Raw genomic sequence first — 23,701 nt, 5'->3', positions numbered from 1 at the left:
CCGCTCCCCCTCAGCCCTTGGCCACGGCCCGTAGCCGGTCCACCACGTCGGCCCGCAGCTCCGCGGGCTCCAGGACGACCACGTCCGGCCCGAACTCCACCAGCCAGGCGTCCAGCCCGTGTCCGTACGGAATCTCCAACTCGTCCCAGCCGTCACCGAGTTCCCGTACCGAGGTGGCCTTCGCCCGAAGGGGGTACCCCGCGTCCGAGCGCAGCCGGATCCGCGCCGAGCGGTCGGTGATCTCCCCGGCCCAGCTCGCGACGGTCTCACGGACGGTGACGACGTCCGGCACGTCAGCGGTGTACCGGCCGCCGCGCGAGCGGACCTTGCCGGTGATACGGGACAGCCGGAAGACCCGCTCGGCGCCTCGGTCACGGTCCCAGCCCGCCAGGTACCAGTGGCCCCGCCAGCACTCCAGCGCCCAGGGCTCCACATGCCGCTGCTCGGGGTGGGCGGCGGTGGCCTTGCGGTAGTCGAACACGACGGGCCTGCGGTCCCGGCAGGCGAGCATCAGCGGTTCGAACGCCGCCTCGTGCACGGGGATGCGCGGTTCCAGGGCGCCGTGCGACCCGTACGGGTCGACCTCCTCGGGGAGTCCCGCCGCGCGCAGTTTCTGGAGGGCGCCGCTGGCGGCGCCGGCGAGCCGCGCCTGCTGCCACACCTTGGCGGCGAGCCCGAGCGCGGCGGCCTCTTCGGCGTCCAGGGTGATGGGCGGGAGGCGGTTGCTGTCGCGGCGGGCCAGGTAGCCGACCTCGCCGTCGAGGCTCTCGACGGTCTCGATGACCAGTCCGAGTTCGCGCAGGTCGTCCTTGTCGCGCTCGAACATGCGGTTGAAGGAGTCGTCGTTGCCGCCCGAGCCGTTGCCGGGGCCGAAGGCCTCGACGTAGGCCTCGATGGAGTCGCGCAGCTCACGCTTGCTGAGCGGCCGCCGCGTCCCGAGCAGACACAGCGCCAGGTTCATCAGACGCTCGGCCTTGGCAATGGCCATCGAAGCGCTTCGCCTCCCTATGGTGCTTACGAGCGATGACCGTACCGCCACACGGTGGCCCGGCAAAAGCCGAGGGCCCATGCCCGAACAGGCATGGGCCCCACGTGATCGAGTCTGTTCGGATCGTGCTCAGACTCCGAGCAGGTCGACCACGAAGATCAGCGTCTCGCCGGGCTTGATCGCCGGGGTCGGGCTCTGGTTGCCGTAGGCGAGGTGGGCGGGGATGGTCAGCTGACGGCGGCCGCCGACCTTCATGCCCTGCACGCCCTGGTCCCAGCCCTTGATGACCCGGCCGCCGCCCAGCGGGAAGCGGAAGGGGGTGCCGCGGTTCCAGCTGGCGTCGAACTCCTCGCCCGTGCTGAAGGCCACGCCGACGTAGTGCACGGTGACGGTCTGGCCCGCCTGCGCGACCGGACCGTCGCCTTCCCAGATGTCCTTGATCTCGAGGTCCGCCGGGGGCTCGCCGCCCGGGAAGTCGATCTCGGGCTTGTCGATGCTCACGTCTCTAGCTCCTGCTTGTCTGCGGAAAGGCGAACACGCACAGTCTTACATCCCCCGCGCGTCACAGCTTCGCGAGGATGTCCACCGAAAAGACCAGCGTGGAGTCCTTCTTGATGCCGCTGCCCGGCTGCGGGTTGTCCCCGTAGCCCAGCTTCGGCGGGATGACGATGAGGACGCGGCTGCCGACCTTCTTGCCGGTCAGGCCCTGCGCCCAGCCCTTGACGACCTGCTGGAGCGAGAACGACACCAGCTGCTTGTTGGCGTACGACGAGTCGAACTCCTTGCCGCCGTCCCAGAGGACGCCCTTGTACTGCACGAGGACGCTGTTGTCGGCGGCGACCTCCTCGCCGTCCCCCTCCAGGACGTACTCCGCGACGAGCTTCTCAGGCGCGGCCGACTTGGGCACCTCGATGGAAGGTGCCTTGCCGTCGGTGTTGGTGCCGACCTTGGGCAGGTCCGCGTTGTCCTGCGGGACCTCCTTGCCCTTGGCGGAGCTCTTGGCGTTGAACGTGTCCTGCACGTCGACGACGAAGACCAGGGTGTCGGTGCCCTTGATGCCCGCCTGCGGGTTGCCCTGCGAGCCGTAGCCCCAGGTGGGCGGGACGGCCATCTCGACACGGCTGCCGGCCTTCTTGCCGGCCAGCGCGTACCGCCAGCCGTCGATGATCTTCCCCTGGGCGAGCTGGATGGCCAGGCGGGTCTTGCGGTCGTAGGAGTTGTCGAAGACCTTGGCGGTGTTCCAGACCTGGCCCAGGTAGTTCGCGACGACGAAGTCGTTCTCCGCGATGGCCTTGCCGCTGCCCGCGACCAGGGTCTTCACCGCGAGCTGCTTCGACGGCTCTCCGCTGCCCTTGGCGATCGTCGGCTTCTCGTCGAACTTCGTGCCCGCGGTGACCGCCGGCAGCGGACCGTCGACGATCTTCGGCGGCGGGGCCGCGGACGGGGCCGACGCCGAGGGCGACGGGCTGTCGCTGGCCTTGCTCGAGTCGGACTTGTCGTCGCCGCATGCGGCGAGCGTGGCAAGTCCAGCGGGTACGGAGATGAGAAGTGAGCGTCGGCGCACTGTGGGGGCCTCGTAATCGGTCGATCTCGTTGATGGCGTGCGCGCAACTCTACGGCGTGAGCAGGGCGCCGTACTTGTAACGTACGGCGCCCGTGTGGCGTTCCGGCGATTTCACCGCCGGCGCATTTCCTCACATTCCGGCGATCAGCTTCTCCACCCGGTCGTCCACAGAACGGAACGGGTCCTTGCACAACACGGTGCGCTGGGCCTGGTCGTTGAGCTTGAGGTGCACCCAGTCGACCGTGAAGTCACGGCGCTGTTCCTGCGCGCGCCGGATGAAGTCGCCGCGCAGCCGGGCCCGAGTGGTCTGCGGCGGTACGGACTTGCCCTCGAAGATCTTCAAGTCGTTGCAGATACGCGCTGCCTGACCCTTCTTCTCGAGCAGGTAGTACAGGCCACGACGGCGGTGGATGTCGTGGTAGGCGAGGTCTATCTGCGCGACGCGCGGATGCGACATGGTCATGTTGTGCTTGGCCCGGTACCGCTCGAGGAGCTTGTACTTCATGACCCAGTCGATCTCGGTGCCGATGCGGTCGAGGTCCTCGCTCTCGATCGCGTCCAGCGTGCGGCCCCACAGCTCCAGGACCTGCTCCACGGTGCCGGTGCGGATGCCCCGGCGGTCGCAGAAGTCCAGGGCCTTCTCGTAGTACTCGCGCTGCACCTCCAGGGCGGAGGCCTCGCGTCCGCTGGCCAGGCGGACCTTGCGGCGGCCGGTGATGTCGTGGCTGACCTCGCGGATCGCCCGGATCGGGTTCTCCAGGGTGAGGTCCCGCATCACCGTGCCCGCCTCGATCATGCGCAGCACCAGGTCGGTGGCGCCGACCTTGAGCAGCATGGTCGTCTCGGACATGTTGGAGTCGCCCACGATGACGTGCAGGCGGCGGTAGCGCTCGGCGTCCGCGTGCGGCTCGTCACGCGTGTTGATGATCGGCCGGGAACGGGTCGTCGCCGAGGAGACGCCCTCCCAGATGTGCTCGGCCCGCTGACTCACGCAGTACACGGCACCGCGCGGCGTCTGGAGCACCTTGCCCGCGCCACACAGCAACTGCCGTGTGACCAGGAACGGAATCAGAATGTCCGCGAGCCGGGAGAACTCCCCGTGCCGGGCGACCAAGTAGTTCTCGTGGCAGCCGTAGGAGTTTCCCGCCGAATCGGTGTTGTTCTTGAAGAGGTAGACGTCGCCCGCGATTCCCTCCTCGTGCAGGCGTCGTTCGGCGTCCACCAGGAGTCCTTCGAGAATGCGCTCGCCCGCTTTGTCGTGGGTGACCAGTTCGGTCACGTTGTCACATTCGGGTGTGGCGTATTCCGGATGTGAACCCACGTCGAGATAGAGGCGGGCGCCGTTTCGCAGAAAGACATTGCTGCTGCGGCCCCATGACACGACACGGCGGAAGAGGTACCGCGCCACCTCGTCAGGAGACAGGCGGCGCTGTCCCCTGAACGTGCACGTGACGCCGTACTCGTTCTCCAGCCCGAAAATGCGGCGGTCCATGAGGGAACATTACGCCCGATCCCCTGAACTGAAACGGGGTTCGACGGCACGGTTTGGATCATTTTCCGAACCGGCGGCAACCACCGCTCCCCCACCGGGAGCTGCGAGTACCCGCCCGGTGGCGGTCAAAACCAGCAGGGACACACCACCCGCGACACCCGGCAGGGCGAAGCCCCACAGGGCCCCGCCCGTCTCCACGACGGGCCCCGCGACGCCCGCTCCGACCGAGTGGCCCACGGTGAACGTCGTCACCAGCCAGGAGAACGCCTCGGTGACCGTGCCGCGCGGCGCGTGCCGGTCGACCAGGACGAACGCGCAGGCGATGGCGGGCGCGAGGAAGACCCCGGCGAGCGCCGTCAGCGCCACCATCGGCACCGCGTCCGGCATGAGCATCAGCGGCAGGTAACACACCACCAGAAGCGCCACCAGCACCCGCAGTCGCCGCGCGGGCTCACCGGCCCACTGCCGGGCCCCGTAGACGGAGCCGCCGACCAGCGCCCCGAACCCCAGGGCCGCCATCAGCCAGCCGTACACGACGTCACCCCCGTGGTCGTCCGCGTAGGGCACCGAGGCGACCGTGATGGACCCGAGCGCCATCCCGATGAACAGGAACGCCGCCAGCAGCGCCAGCAGCCCCGCCGAGCGCAGGGCACCGAGCCAGTGCGCCTCACGCGGCGCCGACCGCCACGCGCGCGAGGGCGGCGACACGACCACGGACAGCGCCCCCAGCACCCCGACCACGTTCAGCACGAGCAACGCGGCCTGGGCCGACCACAGGGACACGCACAGCGTCACGAGCAGCGGCCCGACGGTGAACATCACCTCCTGGGCCACGGCGTCCATGGCGTACGCGGTGTGCACGTGTTCCTCCTTGCGGAGGACGGACGACCACAGAGCCCGCAGCCCGCCTTCGAGGGGCGGAGTGAAGAGCCCGGCGGCCGCGACGGCGGCATAGGCGAGGGGCAGCGACCCGATCCCGCCGAAGGCGAAGACGGCCATGGCGAGCCCGGACAGGACGGCCGCCGGCAACTGCACACGCGGCTGTCCGCGCAGGTCCACGAGCCGGCCCAGCACCGGCTGCCCCACGGCGTTGGCGACGCCGTACACGCCCACCAACGCCCCCGCGAGGCTGTACGAACCGCCTTCGGCCCGTACGAACAGCAGGATCGCGACGGCCGCGGTGGCATTGGGCAGCCGGCCGACGAGCGTGCCGACGAGCAGCCGGGCGGCGTGTCGCGCCCGAAGGATCTCCAGGTATCCCGTGGCCATGTCCCCGCCCTAGGTTTTACGTATAACTTCGAGTTCCATACGTACCATGGCCGCTGTTCACGAGTCCAGACGAAGGAGCAGCCCGACGGTGGCACGAGGCAGCACCCGCCCCACGAGCCGGGACGTCGCCCAGGCCGCCGGCGTCTCCCAGGCGGCGGTCTCCCTGGTCCTCGGGGACAAGTGGCGCGGGCGCGTCTCGGAGGCCACGGCGGAGCGGGTCCGCGAGGCCGCGCGCGGCCTGGGCTACCGCCCGAACCTGGCCGCCCGCAATCTGCGGCTGGGCCGCACCCGCACGGTCCTCCTGGTGGTCCCGGCTCTGACCACGGAGTTCTTCGCCGGCGTCTACACGGGCGCCACCCGCGTCGCTGCCGAACACGGCTTCGGCGTGGTCCTCTACCCCTCCCCCGAGGGCATCGGCCCGGCCCCGGACCCCTTCGCCTCCGCCCAGGCCGCTCTGGACGGCGTCATCGCCTCCTCGATGGCCGCGGACGCCCTGACTGCGATCCGCGGGGAGGCGCTGCCACTGGTGATGCTGGACAGCGACCCGGCGGGAAGCCTGGGGGCGGCGACGGTGAACCTGGACATCGCCGACGGTGTCCGCCAGTCCGCGGAACATCTGCTGGCTCTCGGCCACCGACGGTTCCTCCACCTCGCGGCGGACGTACCGTCCTGGACCTTCGAGGTACGCGCCCGGGAGCTGGCGGCTCGCCTGGGTGAGGTGCCGGGTACGTCCGTCCGCACGGCCCGCTCACCGATCTCCATCGAGGGCGCGGTGGCCGCGGCCGAAGCCGCCCTCTCGCGGCCCGGTCCCCTCCCCACGGCCGTGATCTGCGACGACGACCAGCTGGCCGCCGGCACGTACAAGGCAGCGCGCCGCCTGGGCCTGCGCGTGCCGGACGACCTGTCGGTCACCGGCCTGGACGATCTGGCCCTGGCCACGGCGATCGACCCTGAGCTGACGACGGTCCGTCTGGACGCCGAGCTGTTCGGTGAACGGGGCATGCGGGCGCTGCTGGCCGTCCTGGAGGGCCGTGAGCCGCAGAGCGGGGACATTCCGGTGCGACTGGTGGTACGGGGCTCTACGGCGCCACCGGGCTTGCCGTAGGTGCTCGGCCGCTGGTGGTGAGGCCCGGCTGGGTCCGCAACCCGGCGGAACGGGGTGCCGCCGGCGGCTGCCGGGGCGGGGTGGGTCCGCAACCCGGCAGAACGGGGTGCCGCCGGCGGCTGCCCGTGCCGCCCCAGCGGCACGACTGCCCGCAGCTGAGCGGAGCCGCACCCGCGCGCGGCGAGAAGGGGACGTGTCGGGGGGCCGCCCGCAGCGGTAGACGCGTCACGGACAGTGAGCCGGCATCCGACCCCATCGCGCCGTTCCGAGGACGGACACCCACCCCGGCGCGACCCCGTCCCACCACCGGCGCAGGCGGGACACCAGCCCCCACCGAAGCCGCGCAGGCCGCCGCAGGCCCCCGGCCCAACCGGCGGAGGCAAACGGCCCCGGCCGCCGAAACGGCCAGGGCGCGCGGCAGTGGACGATTACTCGCTGTCCCCGGACGCCTCCGCCTCGGCTTCCGCATCCGCATCCGCCTCGGCCTCAGACGCCGTGGTCGCCCCGCCCGCCTCCAGCAGCCGGCTCAGCTGGCGCCCGCTGATCCGCTTGAACTTGCGCTTCTGCGGCCGCGTACGGTCCAGCACGGCCACCTCCAGCCGCTCCGCGGGAATCTCCCGCTCGCTGCCGTTGGTGTCACGGGACAGGGACTGCACCGCCAGCTTCAGCGCCTCGGCCAGCGTCATGCCGTCCCGGTGGCGCTGGTCCAGGTAGCTGCTGATCTGCTCCGCGTTGCCCCCCACCGCGACCGCGCCGTGCTCGTCCACGATGGACCCGTCATGCGGCAGCCGGTAGATCTGGTCCTGCTCGGTCGTCTCCCCGACCTCGGCGACGACCAGCTCCACCTCGTACGGCTTCTCCCCGACACTCGAGAAGATCGTGCCCAGCGTCTGCGCGTACACGTTCGCCAGGCCCCGGGCCGTCACATCGCCCCGGTCGTAGGTGTAACCCCGCAGGTCGGCGTAACGGACACCACCGATCCGCAGGTTCTCGTACTCGTTGTACTTGCCGGCGGCCGCGAAGCCGATCCGGTCGTAGATCTCGCTGAACTTGTGCAGCGCACGGGACGGGTTCTCACCGACGAACACGATGCCGTCGGCGTACTGCAGCACGACCAGGCTGCGACCACGGGCGATGCCCTTCCGGGCGTACTCCGCCCGGTCGGCCATCTGCTGCTGGGGTGAGACATAGAACGGCGTCGACACCGGTTATCCGTCCCTCTCTTGAAGATTCCGTCGGTTCACTGGACCACGCTCATGAAGACAGCCCGCCGCTCACAGCAACGCGGCCCGCGGCCCGTCGGGATGCTCCAGACGCCGCTCCAGAACCGAGCGCGCGATCTCGGACGACTCGTTCTCGGAGAGGCGGCGGAAACCGTCCTCGGTGATCACGGTGACGATGGGATAGATCCGGCGGGCGACATCGGGACCACCGGTCGCCGAGTCGTCGTCTGCCGCGTCGTAGAGCGCCTGGACCACGAGCGTCGTGGCCTCAGCCTCACTCAGGTCCTCCCGGAAGAGCTTCTTCATCGCGCCGCGAGCGAAGATCGAACCGGAACCCGTGGCCGCGTAACCCTGTTCCTCGGAGCGCCCGCCCGTGACGTCGTAGGAGAAGATCCGCCCCTTCTCCCGGTCCACGTCGTACCCGGCGAACAGCGGCACGACGGCCAGGCCCTGCATGGCCATGGCGAGGTTGGACCGGATCATCGTCGACAGCCGGTTCGCCTTGCCCTCCAGCGACAGCTGCGCGCCCTCGACCTTCTCGAAGTGCTCCAGCTCCAGCTGGAACAGCTTCACCATCTCCACGGCCAGACCCGCCGTACCGGCGATGCCCACGGCCGAGTACTCGTCGGCCGGGAAGACCTTCTCGATGTCCCGCTGCGCGATGACGTTGCCCATGGTGGCCCGCCGGTCACCGGCGAGGACGACACCACCGGGGAACGTCACGGCCACGATCGTCGTGCCGTGCGGCGCCTCGATCGCGCCCTGCACCGGCGGCAACTTCTTGTTGCCCGGCAGCAGTTCGGGCTGGTGATCGGACAGGAAATCCATGAAGGAGGCAGACCCTGGCGTCAGGAAGGCAGCTGGCAGACGCCCGGTGCTACGAGTGTTGGCTTCCACGCGATTCCTTCCACGTATGCGACAGCCCGCCCTGTGACGTCGGGCCGATCCTTGGAACAACCCCGGTCCGGCTTGCGACCGGGGGCACGGTATGCCTCGGACCCTACCCGTCCTTCGGCGGTGATCCACATGCCCGGCGGGACCAACTCCGCCGGAGCGACGCCGCACTTGCCCGCCACGCACATCGGGCGGGCCACCGGGCTCCGGAGGCCACCGACGCCCGGAGCGCCGCACGCGAGGGCATCACGTCATGCTCTGCCCCGCGCGCAGCGCTCCGCGCTCGGCTCGTCCATCACCCACGCACCCCGTTCACCTTCGGGATGAAGGCTCAGGCGCCTTACTGGCCACCCTTTTGAACGAAGGACCGCACGAAGTCCTCGGCGTTCTCCTCGAGGACGTCGTCGATCTCGTCCAGAACCGAGTCCACGTCGTCGCTCAGCTTCTCCTGTCGCTCCTTGAGGTCCTCGGAAGCCTGCGCCTCTGCCGCCTGCTCCTCGACCTCCTCGGTGGACCGGGTGGCCTTCTGCTGTCCGCCGCCGGTGTCCTTGGTCGCCATATCCCTCACCCCGCTCGGTTCGCCCGACACAGTTGCTCGGTCAAGATCAGACCCTACTCGCCGGGTCTGACAATGGCCCCGCAGTTGCTCCAACGTACGGGGACCACCTCGATGATTCCCGGACCTGGGATTTTCCACCCTGCCCGGCGGGCCCCACCCGAGTACCCGCTGAACGCGCTCACCCGCCCGAAAGGACCCTGACCAGGTCTTCCGCCGTGCGGCAGCGGTCCAGGAGCTCCTTGACGTGATTACGCGTTCCGCGAAGCGGTTCCAGGGTTGGAACCCGCTGGAGGGAGTCCCGGCCCGGCAGGTCGAAGATCACCGAGTCCCAGGAGGCCGCCGCCACGTCGTCCGCGTACTGCTCCAGGCAGCGGCCGCGGAAGTACGCGCGGGTGTCCTCCGGTGGCGCCGTACGGGCCCGCTCGACGTCCGCCTCGTCCAGCAGCCGCTTCATGCGCCCACGGGCCACCAGACGGTTGTACAGGCCCTTCTCGGGCCGTACGTCGGCGTACTGGAGGTCGACCAGGTGCAGCCGCGCCGCGTCCCAGTCGAGGTCGTCCCGGCGCCGGTAGCCCTCCATGAGCTCCCGCTTGGCGACCCAGTCCAGCTCGCCGGCCAGGCTCATCGGGTCGTGCTCCAGACGGGTGAGGGTGTCCTCCCAGCGGGACAGGACGTCCTTGGTCTGGTCGTCGGCGTCGGCCCCGAACCGCTCCTCCACGTACTTGCGGGCGAGCTCGTAGTACTCCATCTGAAGCTGGACCGCCGTGAGCGTACGGCCGCTGCGCAGCGTGATCAGGCGCTTCAGGGACGGGTCGTGCGAGACCTGGTGGAGGGTGCGGACGGGCTGGTCGACAGCCAGGTCGACGGCGATGAAACCGTCCTCGATCATCGACAGGACCAGGGAGGTCGTCCCCAGCTTGAGGTACGTCGAGATCTCGGACAGGTTCGCGTCGCCGATGATCACGTGCAGACGGCGGTACTTCTCGGCGTCGGCGTGCGGCTCGTCGCGGGTGTTGATGATCGGGCGCTTGAGAGTCGTCTCGAGGCCGACCTCGACCTCGAAGTAGTCGGCTCGCTGGCTGAGCTGGAAGCCGTGCTCGTGCCCGTCCTGGCCGATGCCGACGCGGCCCGCGCCGGTGAAGACCTGGCGGGAGACGAAGAACGGCGTGAGGTGGCGCACGATGTCCGAGAAGGGGGTCTCCCGCTTCATCAGGTAGTTCTCGTGCGTGCCGTAGGACGCGCCCTTGTTGTCGGTGTTGTTCTTGTACAGGTGGATCGGCTGGGCACCGGGCAGCTGGGCGGCCCGTTCCGCGGCCTCCGCCATGATCCGCTCGCCGGCCTTGTCCCAGAGGACGGCGTCCTGCGGGTTGGTGACCTCGGGGGCGCTGTACTCGGGATGTGCGTGGTCGACGTAGAGCCGTGCGCCATTGGTGAGGATCACGTTGGCCAGGCCGATGTCCTCGTCGGTGAGCTGGCTGGAGTCGGCGGCCTCGCGGGCGAGGTCGAAGCCTCGGGCGTCCCGCAGCGGGTTCTCCTCCTCGAAGTCCCAGCGGGCCCGGCGGGCCCGGTGCATCGCCGCCGCGTAGGCGTTCACGATCTGGGACGAGGTGAGCATGGCATTGGCGTTGGGGTGGCCGGGGACGGAGATTCCGTACTCCGTCTCGATGCCCATTACTCGCCGTACGGTCATGCGGCCCTCCTTGCCCGGCGGCGCCCTCGGTCGTGGGCGCCACTCAGATACCGCTGGCGCTCGGTTGCGTGTGCGGTACCCGTCCCCGCACTGCGCGACTTGGCGGTACGCAAGAGCCTAGAACGCCTTTGCGCTGGTGGGGAGATCATTTGCGTCATTGCGTTGCTCCAGCCGTGGCCTGAAAAACAGGCGGCTGCGGGCACCCGCCGAGGGCACCCGCAGCCGCCCTGCCTTTTACAGGTACTGACCGGTGTTCGCCACCGTGTCGATGGAGCGTCCGGTGTCCGCGCCCTGCTTTCCGGTGATGAGCGTACGGATGTACACGATCCGCTCGCCCTTCTTGCCGGAGATCCGGGCCCAGTCGTCCGGGTTGGTGGTGTTCGGCAGGTCCTCGTTCTCCTTGAACTCGTCCACACAGGCTTGGAGGAGGTGGGAGACCCGAAGGCCCTTCTGACTCTTCTCGAGAAAGTCCTTGATCGCCATCTTCTTGGCACGGCCCACGATGTTTTCGATCATGGCGCCGGAGTTGAAGTCCTTGAAGTACAGGACTTCCTTGTCACCGTTGGCGTAGGTGACCTCCAGGAAGCGGTTCTCCTCGGATTCGGCGTACATGTGCTCCACGGCCGTCTGGATCATGTTCTGGACCGTGGCGCCCTTGTCGCCGCCGTGCTCGCCGAGGTCGTCGGCGTGCAGCGGGAGGCGCTCGGTGAGGTACTTGCCGAAGATGTCCTTGGCCGCCTCGGCATCCGGACGCTCGATCTTGATCTTCACGTCCAGCCGGCCGGGTCGCAGGATGGCCGGGTCGATCATGTCCTCGCGGTTGGAGGCACCGATCACGACCACGTTCTGCAGGCCCTCCACGCCGTCGATCTCGGCGAGCAGCTGCGGGACGATGGTGTTCTCCACGTCCGAGCTGACACCGGAGCCACGGGTGCGGAAGAGGGACTCCATCTCGTCGAAGAAGACGATGACGGGTGTGCCCTCGCTGGCCTTCTCACGGGCCCGCTGGAAGACGAGGCGGATCTGCCGCTCCGTCTCACCGACGTACTTGTTCAGAAGCTCGGGGCCCTTGATGTTGAGGAAGAAGCTCTTGCCGGCGGCCTGGCCGGTCACCTCGGCGACCTTCTTGGCCAGGGAGTTGGCCACGGCCTTGGCGATCAGGGTCTTACCGCATCCAGGGGGGCCGTACAGCAGGACACCCTTGGGCGGCCGCAGTTCGTGCTCCTTGAACAGGTCCGGGTACAGGTACGGGAGCTCGACCGCGTCGCGGATGGCCTCGATCTGGCCGCCGAGGCCACCGATCTGCTCGTAGCCGATGTCGGGAACCTCTTCGAGGACGAGCTCCTCGACCTCGCTCTTCGGCACGACCTCGTAGACGTAACCGGAGCGGGGTTCGAGCAGGAGGGCGTCGCCGGCGCGGATGGTGACGTCCAGCAGCGGCTCGGCGAGCCGCACCACCCGCTCCTCGTCGGTGTGCCCGAGCACCAGGGCCCGCTCGCCGTCCTCGAGGATCTCCTTGAGGGTGACGATTTCACCGACGCGCTCGAACTCCATGGCCTCGACCACGTTGAGCGCTTCGTTGAGCATCACTTCCTGGCCGCGCCGGAGCTCGTCGAGCTCGACGCTGGGGCTGACGTTCACCCTGAGCTTGCGGCCGCCGGTGAAGATGTCGGCGGTGCCGTCCTCGTTCGCCGTCAGGAAGACACCGAAGCCGGCCGGCGGCTGCGCGAGCCGGTCGACTTCCTCCTTGAGGGCCACGATCTGGTCACGGGCCTCACGGAGCGTGTTGGCGAGTCGCTCGTTCTGTGCGGACACGCCGGCCAGATTGGTCTGCAACTCGACGATCCGCTCTTCGAGAATCCTCGTGTGTCGCGGAGAGTCGGCGAGCTTGCGTCGCAGGACGGCGATCTCCTGCTCAAGGTAGGCAATCTGCCCGGCCGGGTCGTCGGACCCGCGTCCCGGGCGGATGCCGCGGTTCATGTCGTCGTCGTGGGCTGCCACGGTCCTCACCTCCTCCAAGGGGAGCTGGACGCTTCCAGACCCTACCTGGGCGGGTGTCGATTGAAACCCCTAGATCACAAAGACGGTCGGGGTGTGTCCGATCTTCACCCTTGCGCTCTCCCTCACGCCAGGGGAATACCCAGCGAACATGATTGGAACCCAGCCGGAGGTAGGGTCGAAGCGTTCAACACCCGTCAGAGCTGGCCGGATTCCCGACACGGCTCGACGTATGAAACGGCAGGAGACATGAGCGTGCAGCAGGAGGCCGGGGTCGAGGGCGAGGCGCTGGAGGTCTGGATCGACCAGGACCTGTGTACCGGTGACGGCATCTGCGCCCAGTACGCGCCCGAGGTGTTCGAGCTGGACATCGACGGTCTGGCCTATGTGAAGAGCGCCGACGACGAGTTGCTCCAGGACAAGGGCGCGACAACGCCCGTTCCGCTACCGCTTCTCACGGACGTGATCGACTCGGCGAAGGAGTGTCCGGGCGACTGCATCCACGTGCGTCGAGTTTCGGACAGGGCCGAAGTGTACGGGCCAGACGCAGAGTGACCACTTCTCTACGTTCGGTTACTACTGTCCGATATCTCACACATGGGGCGCACGGGCCTCACACGCTGCGGGCACCGGCCGGTGCCGAGCGCACGAACGCGCCGTTCTGCCAACGCCATTTCACGTCGCTGTGCACATCAGGGCAGCAACGCGGCACATCGGGCGACGAATAGCCGAGGAGCGCGGCCGTGACGGCGCCGTCACGTACGGCGAAGTCGCTGACGGTGGTGCCGTCCTTGGGGTCGAGCAGGGTCGCCACCACGCGCGGTGCGCCGCCGTCGGCGCCCCGGGTGAGGACGTACACGCCGTCCGGCGGAGTGCCCATCGGGGAATCGCAGTGGACCACGGCCACGGTCTCGGGGTGTCCGTCGCCGTCGAGGTCGCCGGAGGCCTTCTTCTTCACCACGGCCTTCACCGGGCCGCACTCGATGGGGAACTCCACTGCGGCCGGGTCGGGCGCAGCCGCGTTCGCCGGCGCGCTTCTGGTCTCGGGGGCGGACGGCTGAGCGGCCGTCGCCGCGCCGGGCTGGAGGACCGAGGAGAGGGCCACGACGCCGGCGACGGCCGTCGCGGTGGCGAGCCAGTGGATGGGGCGGGTGTGGGTGTGGGCGAGCGCCGGGACGGCGGAAGGCTGCACTAGGAGTGTCTCCTGAGGGCTGTGCCGGTGGTGGGGTGGCCAGCATGGTGCCACACGTCACACGGCGAGGGAACGGCGGGGTGTGCACGTCCCGTGCCGGGGAAGCCGGAAGGGTTTACGGTCCCTGCCGCTGTGTCAGCAAGCGCCTGCCGACGCGGGCCGCTGCCGACCCGTGTCAAGTTCGAAAGAGCGGGCTGTGGGGGCCTGTTTCAGGCCAAGGTAGGGACACGTGCTGGTTCACTCGCGGCGGCCCCCCGGACAACAGTGAGGCGCCGTGGTGGAGTTCGGATCGGGTCCGGGAACTCCGCCACGGCGCCTGTGCGTTGTGCGGGGCGGCAGGCTGTCTCAGCGGCCGCTGCCGCCGTCGGCGTTGGGGCCGGCGTAGTCCTCGCCGTAGGCGCCCTTGGCGGGGCGGCGGCGGCGCATGGGCGGCTCGACACCGTCGGCGAGGCGGCGGGCGGTGAGCAGGAAGCCGGTGTGGCCGATCATCCGGTGGTCCGGGCGGACTGCCAGGCCCTCGATGTGCCAGTTGCGGATCATCGTCTCCCAGGAGGTCGGCTCGTTGAAGCAGCCGATCTCCCGGATGGACTCGACGGTCCGGGCGAGCTGGGTGGTGGTCGCCACGTAGCAGCACAGGATGCCGCCGGGGACCAGCGCCTTGGAGACGGCCTCCAGGCACTCCCAGGGGGCGAGCATGTCGAGGATGACGCGGTCCACGTCGGTGTCGGACAGGTTGTCCTGGAGGTCGCCGACGGTGAGCTGCCAGGCGGGGTGCGGGCCGCCGAAGTAGCGCTCCACGTTCGCCTGGGCGATCTCGGCGAAGTCCGCGCGGCGCTCGTAGCTGTGCAGCATGCCCTGGTCGCCGATGGCCCGCAGCAGGAAGCTGCTGAGCGAGCCGGAGCCGACGCCGGCCTCCACGACGCGGGCGCCGGGGAAGATGTCGGCGAAGGCGAGGATCTGCCCCGCGTCCTTGGGGTAGACCACGGCGGCGCCGCGGGGCATGGACAGGACGTAGTCGGGGAGCAGGGGGCGCAGCGCGAGGTAGGCGACGTTTCCTGTGGTGCGGACAACGCTGCCCTCGGGAGCGCCGATCAGTTCGTCGTGCGGGAAGGAACCCTTGTGGGTGTGGAAGTTCTTCCCGGCCTCGAGCGTGAACGTGTAGTGGCGGCCCTTGGGGTCGGTCAGCTGTACCTGGTCCCCGACCTTGAAGGGCCCGCGCCTGCGGGCGGCACCGGTCGGTTCGGACATGTGACCAGCCTACCGGCACCTGAGAGGGCCTCCGACCACGGGCCGACCACTAGGAGGGACGGGCCATGGCCTTGACGAAGGCTCGTTCCACATCGGCCGCGGACAGGACGCCGTAGATCTCGCCGGTCTCCTCGACCACCAGGTACTCGGTCGCCGGGGTGGCGCGCAGGGCGTCCAGGAGCTCCTCGCCGGACAGTTCCGCCGAGACGCGCATGCCGTCGGTCAGGTCCTGGGCGAGGCCGCTGACCGCGACCCAGGGGCGGCGGTGTTCGGGTACGCCGGCGATGGCGGCCTCGCGGACGAGGGAGACGGGGTTGCCGTGGGCGTCGACGACGACCAGGGCGCGGGCGCCGGCGGCGTTGGCGCGGCGCAGGGCCTCGGAGAGCGGGGTGTCGGTCTCGACCGGGACGGCACGGCGGGTGAGCGCACGGGCGCGCAGATCGGGGAGGTGCTCGCGCAGACGGGCCATGCGCAGGCTGTTGCCTGCGCCGGTCCAGATGATCGCGGCGAGGATGGCGGCGAGCAGGGCGTCCAGGACGGTGTCCATGCCGACGTTGTCCACGGCCTCGGTGCCGAGGGCACCGGACTGCGTCAGCAGGGGCAGGCCGATCAGGACGGAGACAGCGAGTGCGCGGCCGACCCAGGCGGCGGCGACGGTGCCGGCCATCGGCTTGCCGGTGATCTTCCAGACGACCGCGCGGAGCATGCGGCCGCCGTCCAGGGGCAGGCCGGGCAGGAGGTTGAACGCGGCCACGATGAGGTTGGAGATCATCAGGCCGGCCAGCAGGACGCCCGGGACGGTCCCGGGTTCCACGGCCTGCACGGCGGCGTAGAAGACGCCGGCCAGGACGAGGGAGAGCAGCGGCCCGACGAAGGCGAGCACGAACTCCCGTCCGGGGGTCTCGGCCTCCTTCTCGATCTCGGAGACGCCGCCGAAGAACTGGAGCTGGATGCGGCGGACCGGGAGCTTGAAGCGGAGGGCGGCGACGGTGTGGGCCAGCTCGTGCACCAGCACGGACGCGTAGAAGGCGACCGCGAAGAACAGGGAGACCAGGTAGCGGGAGGCGCCGAGCTCGGGCAGCACGCGCTCCAGCTGCCCGCCGAACACCCAGGTGATCAGCGCGGCGACGAGGAACCAGCTGGGCGCGACGTAGACGGGCACGCCGAACGGCCGCCCCATCAGCAGTCCGCCTCGCGGCTCCGGGGGGCGCTGGGGCGCGGGGCCCTTGCCGTCCGCGGAGTGCGCGAGGGGGCGGTCACCGAGGCCGGGGGTGGTGTGCTGGCTGTTCGCATCGGGCTCGCCCGCGGCAGAGGCTGCGTGCGGGCCGGTGGCGTAGGCACGGTCGGGGTGCGCGTCGGCCTCCGGCGGACGGCTGCCGCCGTCGTGCTCGCCGTGGGCGGGGGCCTTGCGCGGGGCGGCGGCCTCCGGGCCGTCGGGGTGCGCGTCGGGCTCCGTGCGGTGACCGCCCTCGGGGTCGCCGGGGGCGGGGCCCTTGCGCAGGGCAGCCGCCTCCGGGCCGCCGGGGTACGCGTCGGGCTCCGTGCGGTGACCGCCCTCGGGGTCGCCGTGGGTGTCGGTCTCGGGGGTGTCCGGGTGCTCCTGGTGGGGGGCTTCCGGGGGCTGCCGGTCCGGGAGGCCGTCGGTCGTGGCGGCTGAGTCCTGGCCGGGGGCCGGGTCTCCCGGACGGGCGGCGGCCGGACGGTCGGTGCCGGGGGTCTCGGCCGCTGCCGCGTCAGCCGTCGGTCCGGGTGTCTGTGAGGGCGGGCGGTCGTCCGGCCGGGTCGGCGGCGTCGCGGCAGGGGCGTCGTCGTCGCTCGCGGAGGTGAACCGCCGTACGTCCGTGGACTGTTCGTCGGCGGAGGTGGGGTCGGTGGCCCGGGCCGGAGGCCCTGCGTGGCGCTCGGCCGACTCCTCGTTGCCGGACCGCGGCTGCCCGCGCCCGCCGCTCTCGTCCACCGGTGTCCCCTCGTTCGCTGCGTCTCCCGCGCCTGCCGGACGGGAGGGTCTCGAGTCGATGGTATGCGTCCGTCGAGGTGCGTTCCGCCCCGGCACCCCTGAGTTTCCCTCCGCTCCGCCTCCTCGCTCCCGCCCGCGGCGCCACCGCGACTGGGTCACTGTCAGTGGCGGGCCGTATGGTCTGAGGCATGGAGACGAGCACCGAGGGCGCGGCGCAGCCCGACAGCAGCCCTGCCGCGGCGGTGGACCCGCCGGTCCCGGCCGGGTCCGTGGAGGCGGTCATCGAGACGGCGGTGGAGACGGCGACCGAGACCGCGCCCACCGCCATACCGCCCGCCTCGCTGTCCCCCTCGCGTGCCAGTGACTTCATGCAGTGCCCGCTGCTCTACCGCTTCCGGGTCATCGACCGGCTGCCGGAGAAGCCGAGCGAGGCGGCGACCAGGGGCACGCTGGTGCACGCGGTCCTGGAGCGGCTCTTCGACGCCCCGGCGGCCGAGCGCACGGCACCCCGGGCGAAGTCGCTGATCCCGGGCCAGTGGGACAGGCTGCGGGAGACGCGGCCGGAGGTCGTGGAGCTGTTCGCCGACGATCCGCAGGGCGAGCGGCTGGCGCGCTGGCTGGGCGAGGCCGAGCAGCTCGTCGAGCGCTGGTTCAGCCTGGAGGACCCCAGCCGGCTGGAGCCGGCCGAGCGGGAGCTGTTCGTCGAGGCCGAGCTGGAGTCCGGGCTGCGGCTGCGCGGCATCATCGACCGGGTCGACGTCGCGCCCACGGGCGAGGTGCGGATCGTCGACTACAAGACGGGGAAGGCCCCCAGGCCCGAGTACTCCGAGGGCGCCCTGTTCCAGATGAAGTTCTACGCCCTCGTCGTCTGGCGGCTGAAGAACGTGGTCCCGAGGCGGCTCCAGCTGGTCTATCTCGGCAGTGGTCAGGTGCTGACGTACGACCCCGTCCTCGCCGACCTGGAGCGGGTCGAGCGCAAGCTGCTGGCGCTGTGGGAGGCGATCCGGCTGGCGACCGAGACGGGCGACTGGCGGCCGCGCCCGACGAAGCTGTGCGGCTGGTGCGACCACCAGGCCCACTGCCCGGAGTTCGGCGGCACTCCCCCGCCGTACCCGCTGCCGCTGAGGGCGACCGGCCAGGGCGGCTGAGTCCGGCGGCCTCGCGCAGGGCAGAATGGGGCCGGACTAGCGAAGGAGACTTACGTGGCCATCCGCGTCCTACTGGTCGACGACCAGCCCCTGCTCCGTACGGGCTTCCGGATGATCCTGGAGGCCGAGCAGGACCTCGCGGTCGTCGGCGAGGCCGGAGACGGCCTCCAGGCGCTCGACCAGGTGCGGGCGCTACAGCCCGACGTGGTCCTGATGGACATCCGCATGCCGCGGATGGACGGTGTGGAGGCGACCCGGCAGATCACCGGCCCCGGGCGGGACGGTCCCGCCAAGGTCCTGGTGCTGACCACCTTCGACCTCGACGAGTACGTGGTCGAGGCCCTGCGGGCCGGTGCCAGCGGCTTCCTGCTGAAGGACGCCCCGGCCAACGAGCTGGTGCAGGCGATCCGGGTCGTGGCCGCGGGTGAGGCGATGCTCGCGCCGAGCATCACCAGGCGGCTGCTCGACAAGTACGCCACGCATCTGCCGTCGGGCGAGGAGCCGGTGCCGGACACGCTGCACACGCTCACCGACCGCGAGGTCGAGGTGCTGAAGCTGGTGGCGCGCGGGCTGTCCAACGCCGAGATCGCCGCCGACCTGTTCGTCAGCGAGACCACCGTCAAGACGCACGTCGGGCATGTGCTCACCAAGCTGGGCCTGCGCGACCGCGTGCAGGCCGCCGTGTACGCCTACGAGAGCGGGTTGGTGCGCCCCGGCGCGCAGTGAGCCGTCCCCACCCGGAACACGAAGAGGGCGCCCCCCCGCCGAGCGGGGGGGCGCCCTCTTCACGCGTGTGCGTCAGGAGTCCTTGCTCAGCTCCCAGAAGCGGAACACGGTGGACGCGTCGAGGCAGTACTCCAGTCCGTAGACGCCGTCGCGGACGACCGCGTACTGCTTGGCCTGCCACACCGGCAGGACGGGCAGTTCGTCGGCGACGATGTCCTGGAGCTCGCCGAACTCCTTGTCGGTGGCGGCCCGGTTGGTCAGGGCGGCGGTGCGCGGGATGAGCGTGCCGGTGATGGTGCTGTTGTCGTAGTTGTTGTTCAGCACGTTGCCCTTGCCGAAGAAGGGGGCCGTGAAGTTGTCGGCGTCCGGGTAGTCCGGCACCCAGCCCTTCACGTAGACGCCGTACTTGCCGGCCGCGATGTCCTTCTCGTACTGGCCGAAGGGGACGGACTTGACGTCGGCGTCGAACAGGCCGCTGGCGTTGAGCTGGCCGGCGATGGCCGTCAACTCCTGGTCGGTGGCGGGACCGTAGCGGGACGGCGTCGACCACAGGGTCAGCTTCACCTTGCCGGTGATGCCGTCCTCGCGCAGCGCGGCCTGGGCCCTGGCCTTGGAGGGGCGGGCTCCGTAGGTGTCGAAGAAGGCCGTGTTGTGGCCGGCGATACCCGCCGGGACGATCGAGTACAGCGGGGTCGCGGTGCCCTGGTAGACGTCCTTGATGAGGGATTCGCGGTCGAGCAGATGGGCGATGGCCTTGCGGACGCCGAGCTTTCCGGCGACCGGGTCGTCCATGTTGAACACCAGGTGCTGGACCTCTGCGCTGCTGCCCTCGATGACCTCGGGGCCGGTGCCGTCGTCGGCCTTCTCCATGTCGGCGACGTCGCCGGCGGTGAGGCCGCGGTAGGCGATGTCGACTTCCTCTTTCTGGATGGCCTGCTTGAGGGCGGTCTGGTCGCCGTCGAAGAACTTCAGCGTCACGCCGGTGTTCTTCACCTCGGCGGTGCCCTTGTAGTTCTCGTTGACGGAGAAGACGGCCTGCTCGTCGTCGAACGAGTCGAGCTGGTAGGGGCCGGAGCCGACGGCCTCGCCGTCCTTGCGCAGCCCGTCCGCGTCGTACTCGCGGTGGTCGACGATGGAGCCGGCACCCGAAGCGATCTTGCTCGGGAAGGTGGCGTCGGCCGTGTTGAGCCGGAAGACGACCGTCTTCTCGTCCGGCGTCTCGACCTTCTCCAGCGTGGGGAACATGACCGCGGGCCCGTCCGGGTCGTTGATCTTCAGCATGCGGTCGAAGGAGAACTTGACGTCCTCGGAGGTGAGCGCGTCACCGTTGCTGAACTTGAGGCCGTCCTTCAGCGTGCACTTGTAGACCGTGGTCTGCGTGTCGGTGAAGGAGCAGCTCTCGGCGGCCTCCGGCTGGGGTTCCGTTGCGCCCTTGGGGAAGCTGAGCAGCGACTGGAAGACGTTGTTGAACAACAGCCAGGAGCCGGGGTCGTAGCCGGAGGCCGGGTCGGTGGCCAGGACGTCGTCGGACATCCCCACCACCACGTTGGAGCCGTCCCCCGCGGAGTCTCCGGTCTCCGTGCCACAGCCGGTCAGCAGGCCGGAGGCGAGCCCCGCCACGATGGGCAGGACCGGCCACTGGTTGCGTATGTTCACGTGTGTGCCTTGTCGTCGGTTCTCGAGAACACCCGGAGCACGTCCCTGGCTCCGGGGCACGGTTCCCCGGGGCCGCGGTCACCGGCCCTGGGGTCCCAGCGGGTCCGTCAGCCACTCACGCCCCGGCCGAGCTCCCACAACTGGAGCGTCGACGAGGAGTTGAGCGCGTACGCGGTACCCGTGATGTCGTCGCGCGCGGCGACGTACTGCTTGCCCTGCCACAGCGGCAGCACCGGCACGTCGGAGGCGACGATGTCCTGAATGTCCGTCAGGCTGGATGAGGCGGACAGCCGGTCCGCCTCACGGCGGGACTCCGGGATCAGGGTGGTGCGGATCCGGTCGTTGTCGTACGGCGAGCCGAGGGTGTTGTCCTTGTCCAGGAACGGAGCGAGGAAGTTGTCGGCGTCCGGGAAGTCCGGGAACCAGCCCATGCCGTAGACGTCGTACTCGCCCTTCTTCTCGGCCGGGCGGAACGTGTCCCACGGTGTGCCCTTGATGCCGGCCTCGAACAGGCCGCTGGAGTTCAGCTGGTCGCGCAGGACCTCGAACTCCTTCTTGGTGGCCGGTCCGTAGTGGTCGGTGGTGTAGTGCAGCGTCAGCTTCACCGGGGTGGTGATGTTCGCCCGGTTCAGCAGGGAGCGGGCCTTGGTGACGTTCGGGTCGCCGTACTTGTTGAAGAACGAGTTGGAGTGGCCCGTGACGCTGGCCGGGACCAGCGAGTACAGCGGCTCGGCCTGGGAGCCGTAGACCTTGGAGACCAGCTCGCTGCGGTTGACGATCTGGGCCATCGCCTGGCGCACGGCCTTGGACTTCACGGTCGGGGCGTCGGTGTTGAAGCCCAGGTAGCGGATCTCCAGACCGGGCATCTCGACGAGGTCGACGCCGGTGTCCGCGTCGCCCGAGAGCTTGCGGATCTGGTCGGGCGACATGGCGCGGGTCATCAGGTCGATGTCGCCCTTGTTCAGCGCCTTGCCCATGGCGTCGGCGTCCTTGAAGGAGACCATGTCGATCTTGTCGTTGTTCACCTTCAGGCTCCCCTTGTAGTCGGGGTTCCGGGTGAACTCGGCCTTGACCAGCTCGCCGTTCTCGACGTCGGCCTTGAGGGTGTACGGGCCGGAGCCCTGGAGGTCGAAGCCGTCGCGCAGCTTGTTCTTCGGGTACTCGTCGGGGTCGACGATGCCGGCGACCGGTGTGGACAGCTTGTACGGGAAGGTCGCGTCGGCGGTCTTGAGGTGGAAGATGACCTCGCGGTCGCCCTGCGTCTCGACGGTGTCGATGGTGGACAGCAGCGCGAACACGCCGCTGTCGGCCTTGAGGGAACGGGCCCGGTCGATCGAGTACTTGACGTCGGCCGCGGTGACGGGGTCGCCGTTCGCGAACTTCAGGCCGTCACGCAGGGTGCAGGCGTAGCGCTCGTTGCCGGTGTCGGTGAAGCCGCATCGTTCGGCGGCCTCCGGTACCGGCTCGCCCTCGCCGCGCGGCTGGATCATCAGGGTCTGCACGGCCTGGCGCAGGATGTTCCAGGTGCCGACGTCGTAGGCGTACGCCGGGTCGAGGGGCGCGGGGGCGTCCTTCGAGGCGGTGAACCGGTCCGTGGTGCCGACGACGATCGCGCCGCCGTTGTCGCTCCCGCTGTCGGACCCGCCACAGGCGGCGAGCACCGGCGCGAGCAGGCCGATCACGGCCGGCAGCACCAAAGTCTTGCGGTTCATGCTCGAGTTTCTCCAGAGCTGTCGACTCCGTGTACCCGGCATGCAGGGGTGGCGCAGCGGATCACGGGGGTGGGGCGATGTTCTCGCGACGAGATTAGTCGCGGTCGGCAGGAGGGTTCGCCGCCACCGGAGTTGAGCACCCATCACGCTGCGGAACCGGGCGTGGACACACCGAAAACCCGACAGTGGAAGCTTTGGTGCAGCGTTCCATCAATCGGGACACAAAGGCACGCCGACAGCCCCCCGGAGGGGGTACGCAGCACACGCCGGACTTGGCGTCGACCCCGGACTGCGTGGGGAACGTCACACCCGTAAACGGGTTCGAAGGCACAGGAATTCGATCCTCCGAGGAGTTCGAATTCACCTTCGGAATTACCGTCCTAACACCGCTGCACGCTGGGTGAACACCTAGCGCATTTCCGTCATCAGGCCGTGCAGAAATGTCAGGTCGACCTCTTCGAGAGAGGTGACGACCGTACGCCTGAGGGCCGGGGCGATGGGGGCCACGGAAGGCACCGCCACGACCTGGCAGCCAGCGGCCTCCGCGGCGGCGACTCCGGTCGCGGTGTCCTCGATGACGGCGCACCGGGTGGGGTCGGCGCCGAGCCCGGCGGCGGCCGCCAGGTACGGGTCGGGGTGGGGCTTGGTGCGCGGCACCTCGTCGCCGGCCACGGTCAGGGCGAAGTGATGGGCGCCCAGGGAGGTCAGCACCCGGTCGATGATGCGCCGGTGCGAGGCGGAGACCAGGGCGGTGGGGATCTCGTACTCGTACAGTTCGGCCAGCAGCCGCCCGGCGCCGGGCATCAGCGGCAGGGCGCGGCCGATGCGCTCCTCGAAGCCGTCGTTCAGGAGCACGGTGAGCTCCTCGAGGGTGATGTCCGCGCCGGTGACCTCGATCAGGAACCCCGCGCTGCGGGTCATGGGGCCGCCGACCACGACATGGCGCCAGGACTCGTCGAGCACGTGGCCGAGGGAGGCGAAGACCTCGACCTCGACGTCCCACCAGAAGCCCTCCGTGTCCACCAGGGTGCCGTCCATGTCGAGGAGCACGGCCTGTAGGGCCGAGCCTTCGGCCGTACGTGTACCGAGCGCGGGAACCGTACTGGTCATCCACCTACCTCCTTGAGGGACGATCAGGCCGGTTCCCACATGGGAACCGGCCTGCAGTGGACCGACCAGTCTACGTCGCGCGCGGAGGAAGTGCCTCGTTTAACCGCTGTGCCCCCGGGCACACCGTGTGTACGCCGGGGGCCTCTGTGGTGTGTGCCCGGTGGGGCGGC

19 protein-coding genes and 1 pseudogene are annotated in these 23,701 nt (G+C 69.8%); 4 read left to right on the top strand and 16 right to left on the bottom strand.

All coding sequences use genetic code 11. From position 1 onward, the window contains the following. Nucleotides 1-10: 10 nt before the first annotated feature. The 5 genes from AOQ53_RS20810 to AOQ53_RS20790 all read right to left on the bottom strand — a co-directional run bounded on the left by AOQ53_RS20810 (nucleotide 11) and on the right by AOQ53_RS20790 (nucleotide 5,313). Nucleotides 11-988: a helix-turn-helix transcriptional regulator gene (locus tag AOQ53_RS20810; RefSeq protein ID WP_059419428.1), complete on the bottom strand. Its 978-nt coding sequence runs from the start codon at nucleotides 986-988 to the stop codon at nucleotides 11-13. Nucleotides 989-1,117: 129 nt separating this feature from the next. Continuing rightward, nucleotides 1,118-1,489 (bottom strand): FKBP-type peptidyl-prolyl cis-trans isomerase, encoded by a 372-nt coding sequence (locus tag AOQ53_RS20805; RefSeq protein ID WP_019754140.1) that lies wholly within the window; start codon nucleotides 1,487-1,489, stop codon nucleotides 1,118-1,120. A 61-nt stretch (nucleotides 1,490-1,550) separates the two neighbouring features. Next, nucleotides 1,551-2,552 carry an FKBP-type peptidyl-prolyl cis-trans isomerase gene (locus AOQ53_RS20800; protein ID WP_059419426.1) on the bottom strand — a complete coding sequence of 334 codons (1,002 nt, stop codon included), beginning with the start codon at nucleotides 2,550-2,552 and terminating at the stop codon, nucleotides 1,551-1,553. A gap of 130 nt (nucleotides 2,553-2,682) precedes the next feature. Beyond that, the gene (gene pafA / locus AOQ53_RS20795; RefSeq protein WP_059419425.1) at nucleotides 2,683-4,044 is read right to left on the bottom strand and encodes a Pup--protein ligase; all 1,362 of its coding nucleotides are present in this window, start codon (nucleotides 4,042-4,044) and stop codon (nucleotides 2,683-2,685) included. Between the two features lie 9 nt (nucleotides 4,045-4,053). After that, nucleotides 4,054-5,313 carry an MFS transporter gene (locus AOQ53_RS20790; protein WP_059419423.1) on the bottom strand — a complete coding sequence of 420 codons (1,260 nt, stop codon included), beginning with the start codon at nucleotides 5,311-5,313 and terminating at the stop codon, nucleotides 4,054-4,056. An 88-nt stretch (nucleotides 5,314-5,401) separates the two neighbouring features. On the opposite strand from AOQ53_RS20790, the gene AOQ53_RS20785 reads away from it, so the two are divergent. Further along, nucleotides 5,402-6,418 (top strand): LacI family DNA-binding transcriptional regulator, encoded by a 1,017-nt coding sequence (locus AOQ53_RS20785; RefSeq protein WP_059419421.1) that lies wholly within the window; start codon nucleotides 5,402-5,404, stop codon nucleotides 6,416-6,418. Between the two features lie 428 nt (nucleotides 6,419-6,846). Here the strand turns inward: AOQ53_RS20785 and prcA are convergent, their stop codons facing one another. The 5 genes from prcA to arc all read right to left on the bottom strand — a co-directional run bounded on the left by prcA (nucleotide 6,847) and on the right by arc (nucleotide 12,785). After that, nucleotides 6,847-7,623 (bottom strand): proteasome subunit alpha, encoded by a 777-nt coding sequence (gene prcA / locus AOQ53_RS20780; RefSeq protein ID WP_059419420.1) that lies wholly within the window; start codon nucleotides 7,621-7,623, stop codon nucleotides 6,847-6,849. Between the two features lie 69 nt (nucleotides 7,624-7,692). Beyond that, nucleotides 7,693-8,538, bottom strand: coding sequence for a proteasome subunit beta (prcB, locus tag AOQ53_RS20775; protein WP_059419418.1), 846 nt, complete (start codon nucleotides 8,536-8,538; stop codon nucleotides 7,693-7,695). Nucleotides 8,539-8,875: 337 nt separating this feature from the next. Continuing rightward, on the bottom strand, nucleotides 8,876-9,094 hold the full coding sequence (locus AOQ53_RS20770) for a ubiquitin-like protein Pup (RefSeq protein WP_030244016.1): 219 nt from the start codon (nucleotides 9,092-9,094) through the stop codon (nucleotides 8,876-8,878). A gap of 178 nt (nucleotides 9,095-9,272) precedes the next feature. Then, nucleotides 9,273-10,784, bottom strand: a complete 1,512-nt coding sequence (gene dop / locus AOQ53_RS20765) for a depupylase/deamidase Dop (RefSeq protein WP_408055175.1) — start codon at nucleotides 10,782-10,784, stop codon at nucleotides 9,273-9,275. 234 nt (nucleotides 10,785-11,018) lie between these two features. Beyond that, on the bottom strand, nucleotides 11,019-12,785 hold the full coding sequence (gene arc / locus AOQ53_RS20760; RefSeq protein ID WP_059419415.1) for a proteasome ATPase: 1,767 nt from the start codon (nucleotides 12,783-12,785) through the stop codon (nucleotides 11,019-11,021). Nucleotides 12,786-13,031: 246 nt separating this feature from the next. Here arc and AOQ53_RS20755 point away from each other — a divergent pair, with 246 nt between their 5' ends. Further along, nucleotides 13,032-13,337 carry a ferredoxin gene (locus AOQ53_RS20755; RefSeq protein WP_059419413.1) on the top strand — a complete coding sequence of 102 codons (306 nt, stop codon included), beginning with the start codon at nucleotides 13,032-13,034 and terminating at the stop codon, nucleotides 13,335-13,337. A 58-nt stretch (nucleotides 13,338-13,395) separates the two neighbouring features. On the opposite strand, the gene AOQ53_RS20750 is transcribed toward AOQ53_RS20755, so the two are convergent. From AOQ53_RS20750 to AOQ53_RS20740, 3 genes are all read right to left on the bottom strand, one after another. After that, on the bottom strand, nucleotides 13,396-13,974 hold the full coding sequence (locus AOQ53_RS20750) for a hypothetical protein (RefSeq protein WP_059419411.1): 579 nt from the start codon (nucleotides 13,972-13,974) through the stop codon (nucleotides 13,396-13,398). A gap of 345 nt (nucleotides 13,975-14,319) precedes the next feature. Further along, nucleotides 14,320-15,222 (bottom strand): tRNA (adenine-N1)-methyltransferase, encoded by a 903-nt coding sequence (locus tag AOQ53_RS20745; RefSeq protein ID WP_030576904.1) that lies wholly within the window; start codon nucleotides 15,220-15,222, stop codon nucleotides 14,320-14,322. A 49-nt stretch (nucleotides 15,223-15,271) separates the two neighbouring features. Beyond that, nucleotides 15,272-17,179 carry a site-2 protease family protein gene (locus AOQ53_RS20740; RefSeq protein ID WP_059419408.1) on the bottom strand — a complete coding sequence of 636 codons (1,908 nt, stop codon included), beginning with the start codon at nucleotides 17,177-17,179 and terminating at the stop codon, nucleotides 15,272-15,274. A 188-nt stretch (nucleotides 17,180-17,367) separates the two neighbouring features. Here AOQ53_RS20740 and AOQ53_RS20735 point away from each other — a divergent pair. Then, a pseudogene (locus AOQ53_RS20735) lies at nucleotides 17,368-18,367 on the top strand (RecB family exonuclease). Nucleotides 18,368-18,381: 14 nt separating this feature from the next. Then, nucleotides 18,382-19,053, top strand: a complete 672-nt coding sequence (locus AOQ53_RS20730) for a response regulator (RefSeq protein WP_010045368.1) — start codon at nucleotides 18,382-18,384, stop codon at nucleotides 19,051-19,053. Between the two features lie 72 nt (nucleotides 19,054-19,125). Here the strand turns inward: AOQ53_RS20730 and AOQ53_RS20725 are convergent, their stop codons facing one another. From AOQ53_RS20725 to AOQ53_RS20715, 3 genes are all read right to left on the bottom strand, one after another. After that, a complete protein-coding gene (locus AOQ53_RS20725; RefSeq protein ID WP_059419406.1) occupies nucleotides 19,126-20,709 on the bottom strand; it encodes an ABC transporter substrate-binding protein in 1,584 nt (527 codons plus the stop codon). 107 nt (nucleotides 20,710-20,816) lie between these two features. After that, entirely contained in the window at nucleotides 20,817-22,421 is a 1,605-nt protein-coding gene (locus tag AOQ53_RS20720) for an ABC transporter substrate-binding protein (protein ID WP_059419404.1), read from the bottom strand. Nucleotides 22,422-22,829: 408 nt separating this feature from the next. Further along, complete coding sequence (locus AOQ53_RS20715; protein WP_059419402.1) at nucleotides 22,830-23,531, bottom strand: HAD family hydrolase; 702 nt, start codon at nucleotides 23,529-23,531, stop codon at nucleotides 22,830-22,832. Nucleotides 23,532-23,701 lie beyond the last annotated feature (170 nt).

This window comes from Streptomyces azureus (genome assembly GCF_001270025.1).
Taxonomy (GTDB): domain Bacteria; phylum Actinomycetota; class Actinomycetes; order Streptomycetales; family Streptomycetaceae; genus Streptomyces; species Streptomyces azureus.
This window is presented reverse-complemented; position numbering and strand designations above follow the sequence as displayed.

Coding starts and splice junctions, on each gene's coding strand:
- AOQ53_RS20810 (WP_059419428.1), bottom strand. CDS start 988: ATGGCCATTGCCAAGGCCGAGCGTCTGATGAACCTGGCGCTGTGTCTG.
- pafA (WP_059419425.1), bottom strand. CDS start 4,044: ATGGACCGCCGCATTTTCGGGCTGGAGAACGAGTACGGCGTCACGTGC.
- AOQ53_RS20790 (WP_059419423.1), bottom strand. CDS start 5,313: ATGGCCACGGGATACCTGGAGATCCTTCGGGCGCGACACGCCGCCCGG.
- AOQ53_RS20770 (WP_030244016.1), bottom strand. CDS start 9,094: ATGGCGACCAAGGACACCGGCGGCGGACAGCAGAAGGCCACCCGGTCC.
- dop (WP_408055175.1), bottom strand. CDS start 10,784: ATGACCGTACGGCGAGTAATGGGCATCGAGACGGAGTACGGAATCTCC.
- AOQ53_RS20755 (WP_059419413.1), top strand. CDS start 13,032: ATGAGCGTGCAGCAGGAGGCCGGGGTCGAGGGCGAGGCGCTGGAGGTC.
- AOQ53_RS20745 (WP_030576904.1), bottom strand. CDS start 15,222: ATGTCCGAACCGACCGGTGCCGCCCGCAGGCGCGGGCCCTTCAAGGTC.
- AOQ53_RS20720 (WP_059419404.1), bottom strand. CDS start 22,421: ATGAACCGCAAGACTTTGGTGCTGCCGGCCGTGATCGGCCTGCTCGCG.
- AOQ53_RS20715 (WP_059419402.1), bottom strand. CDS start 23,531: ATGACCAGTACGGTTCCCGCGCTCGGTACACGTACGGCCGAAGGCTCG.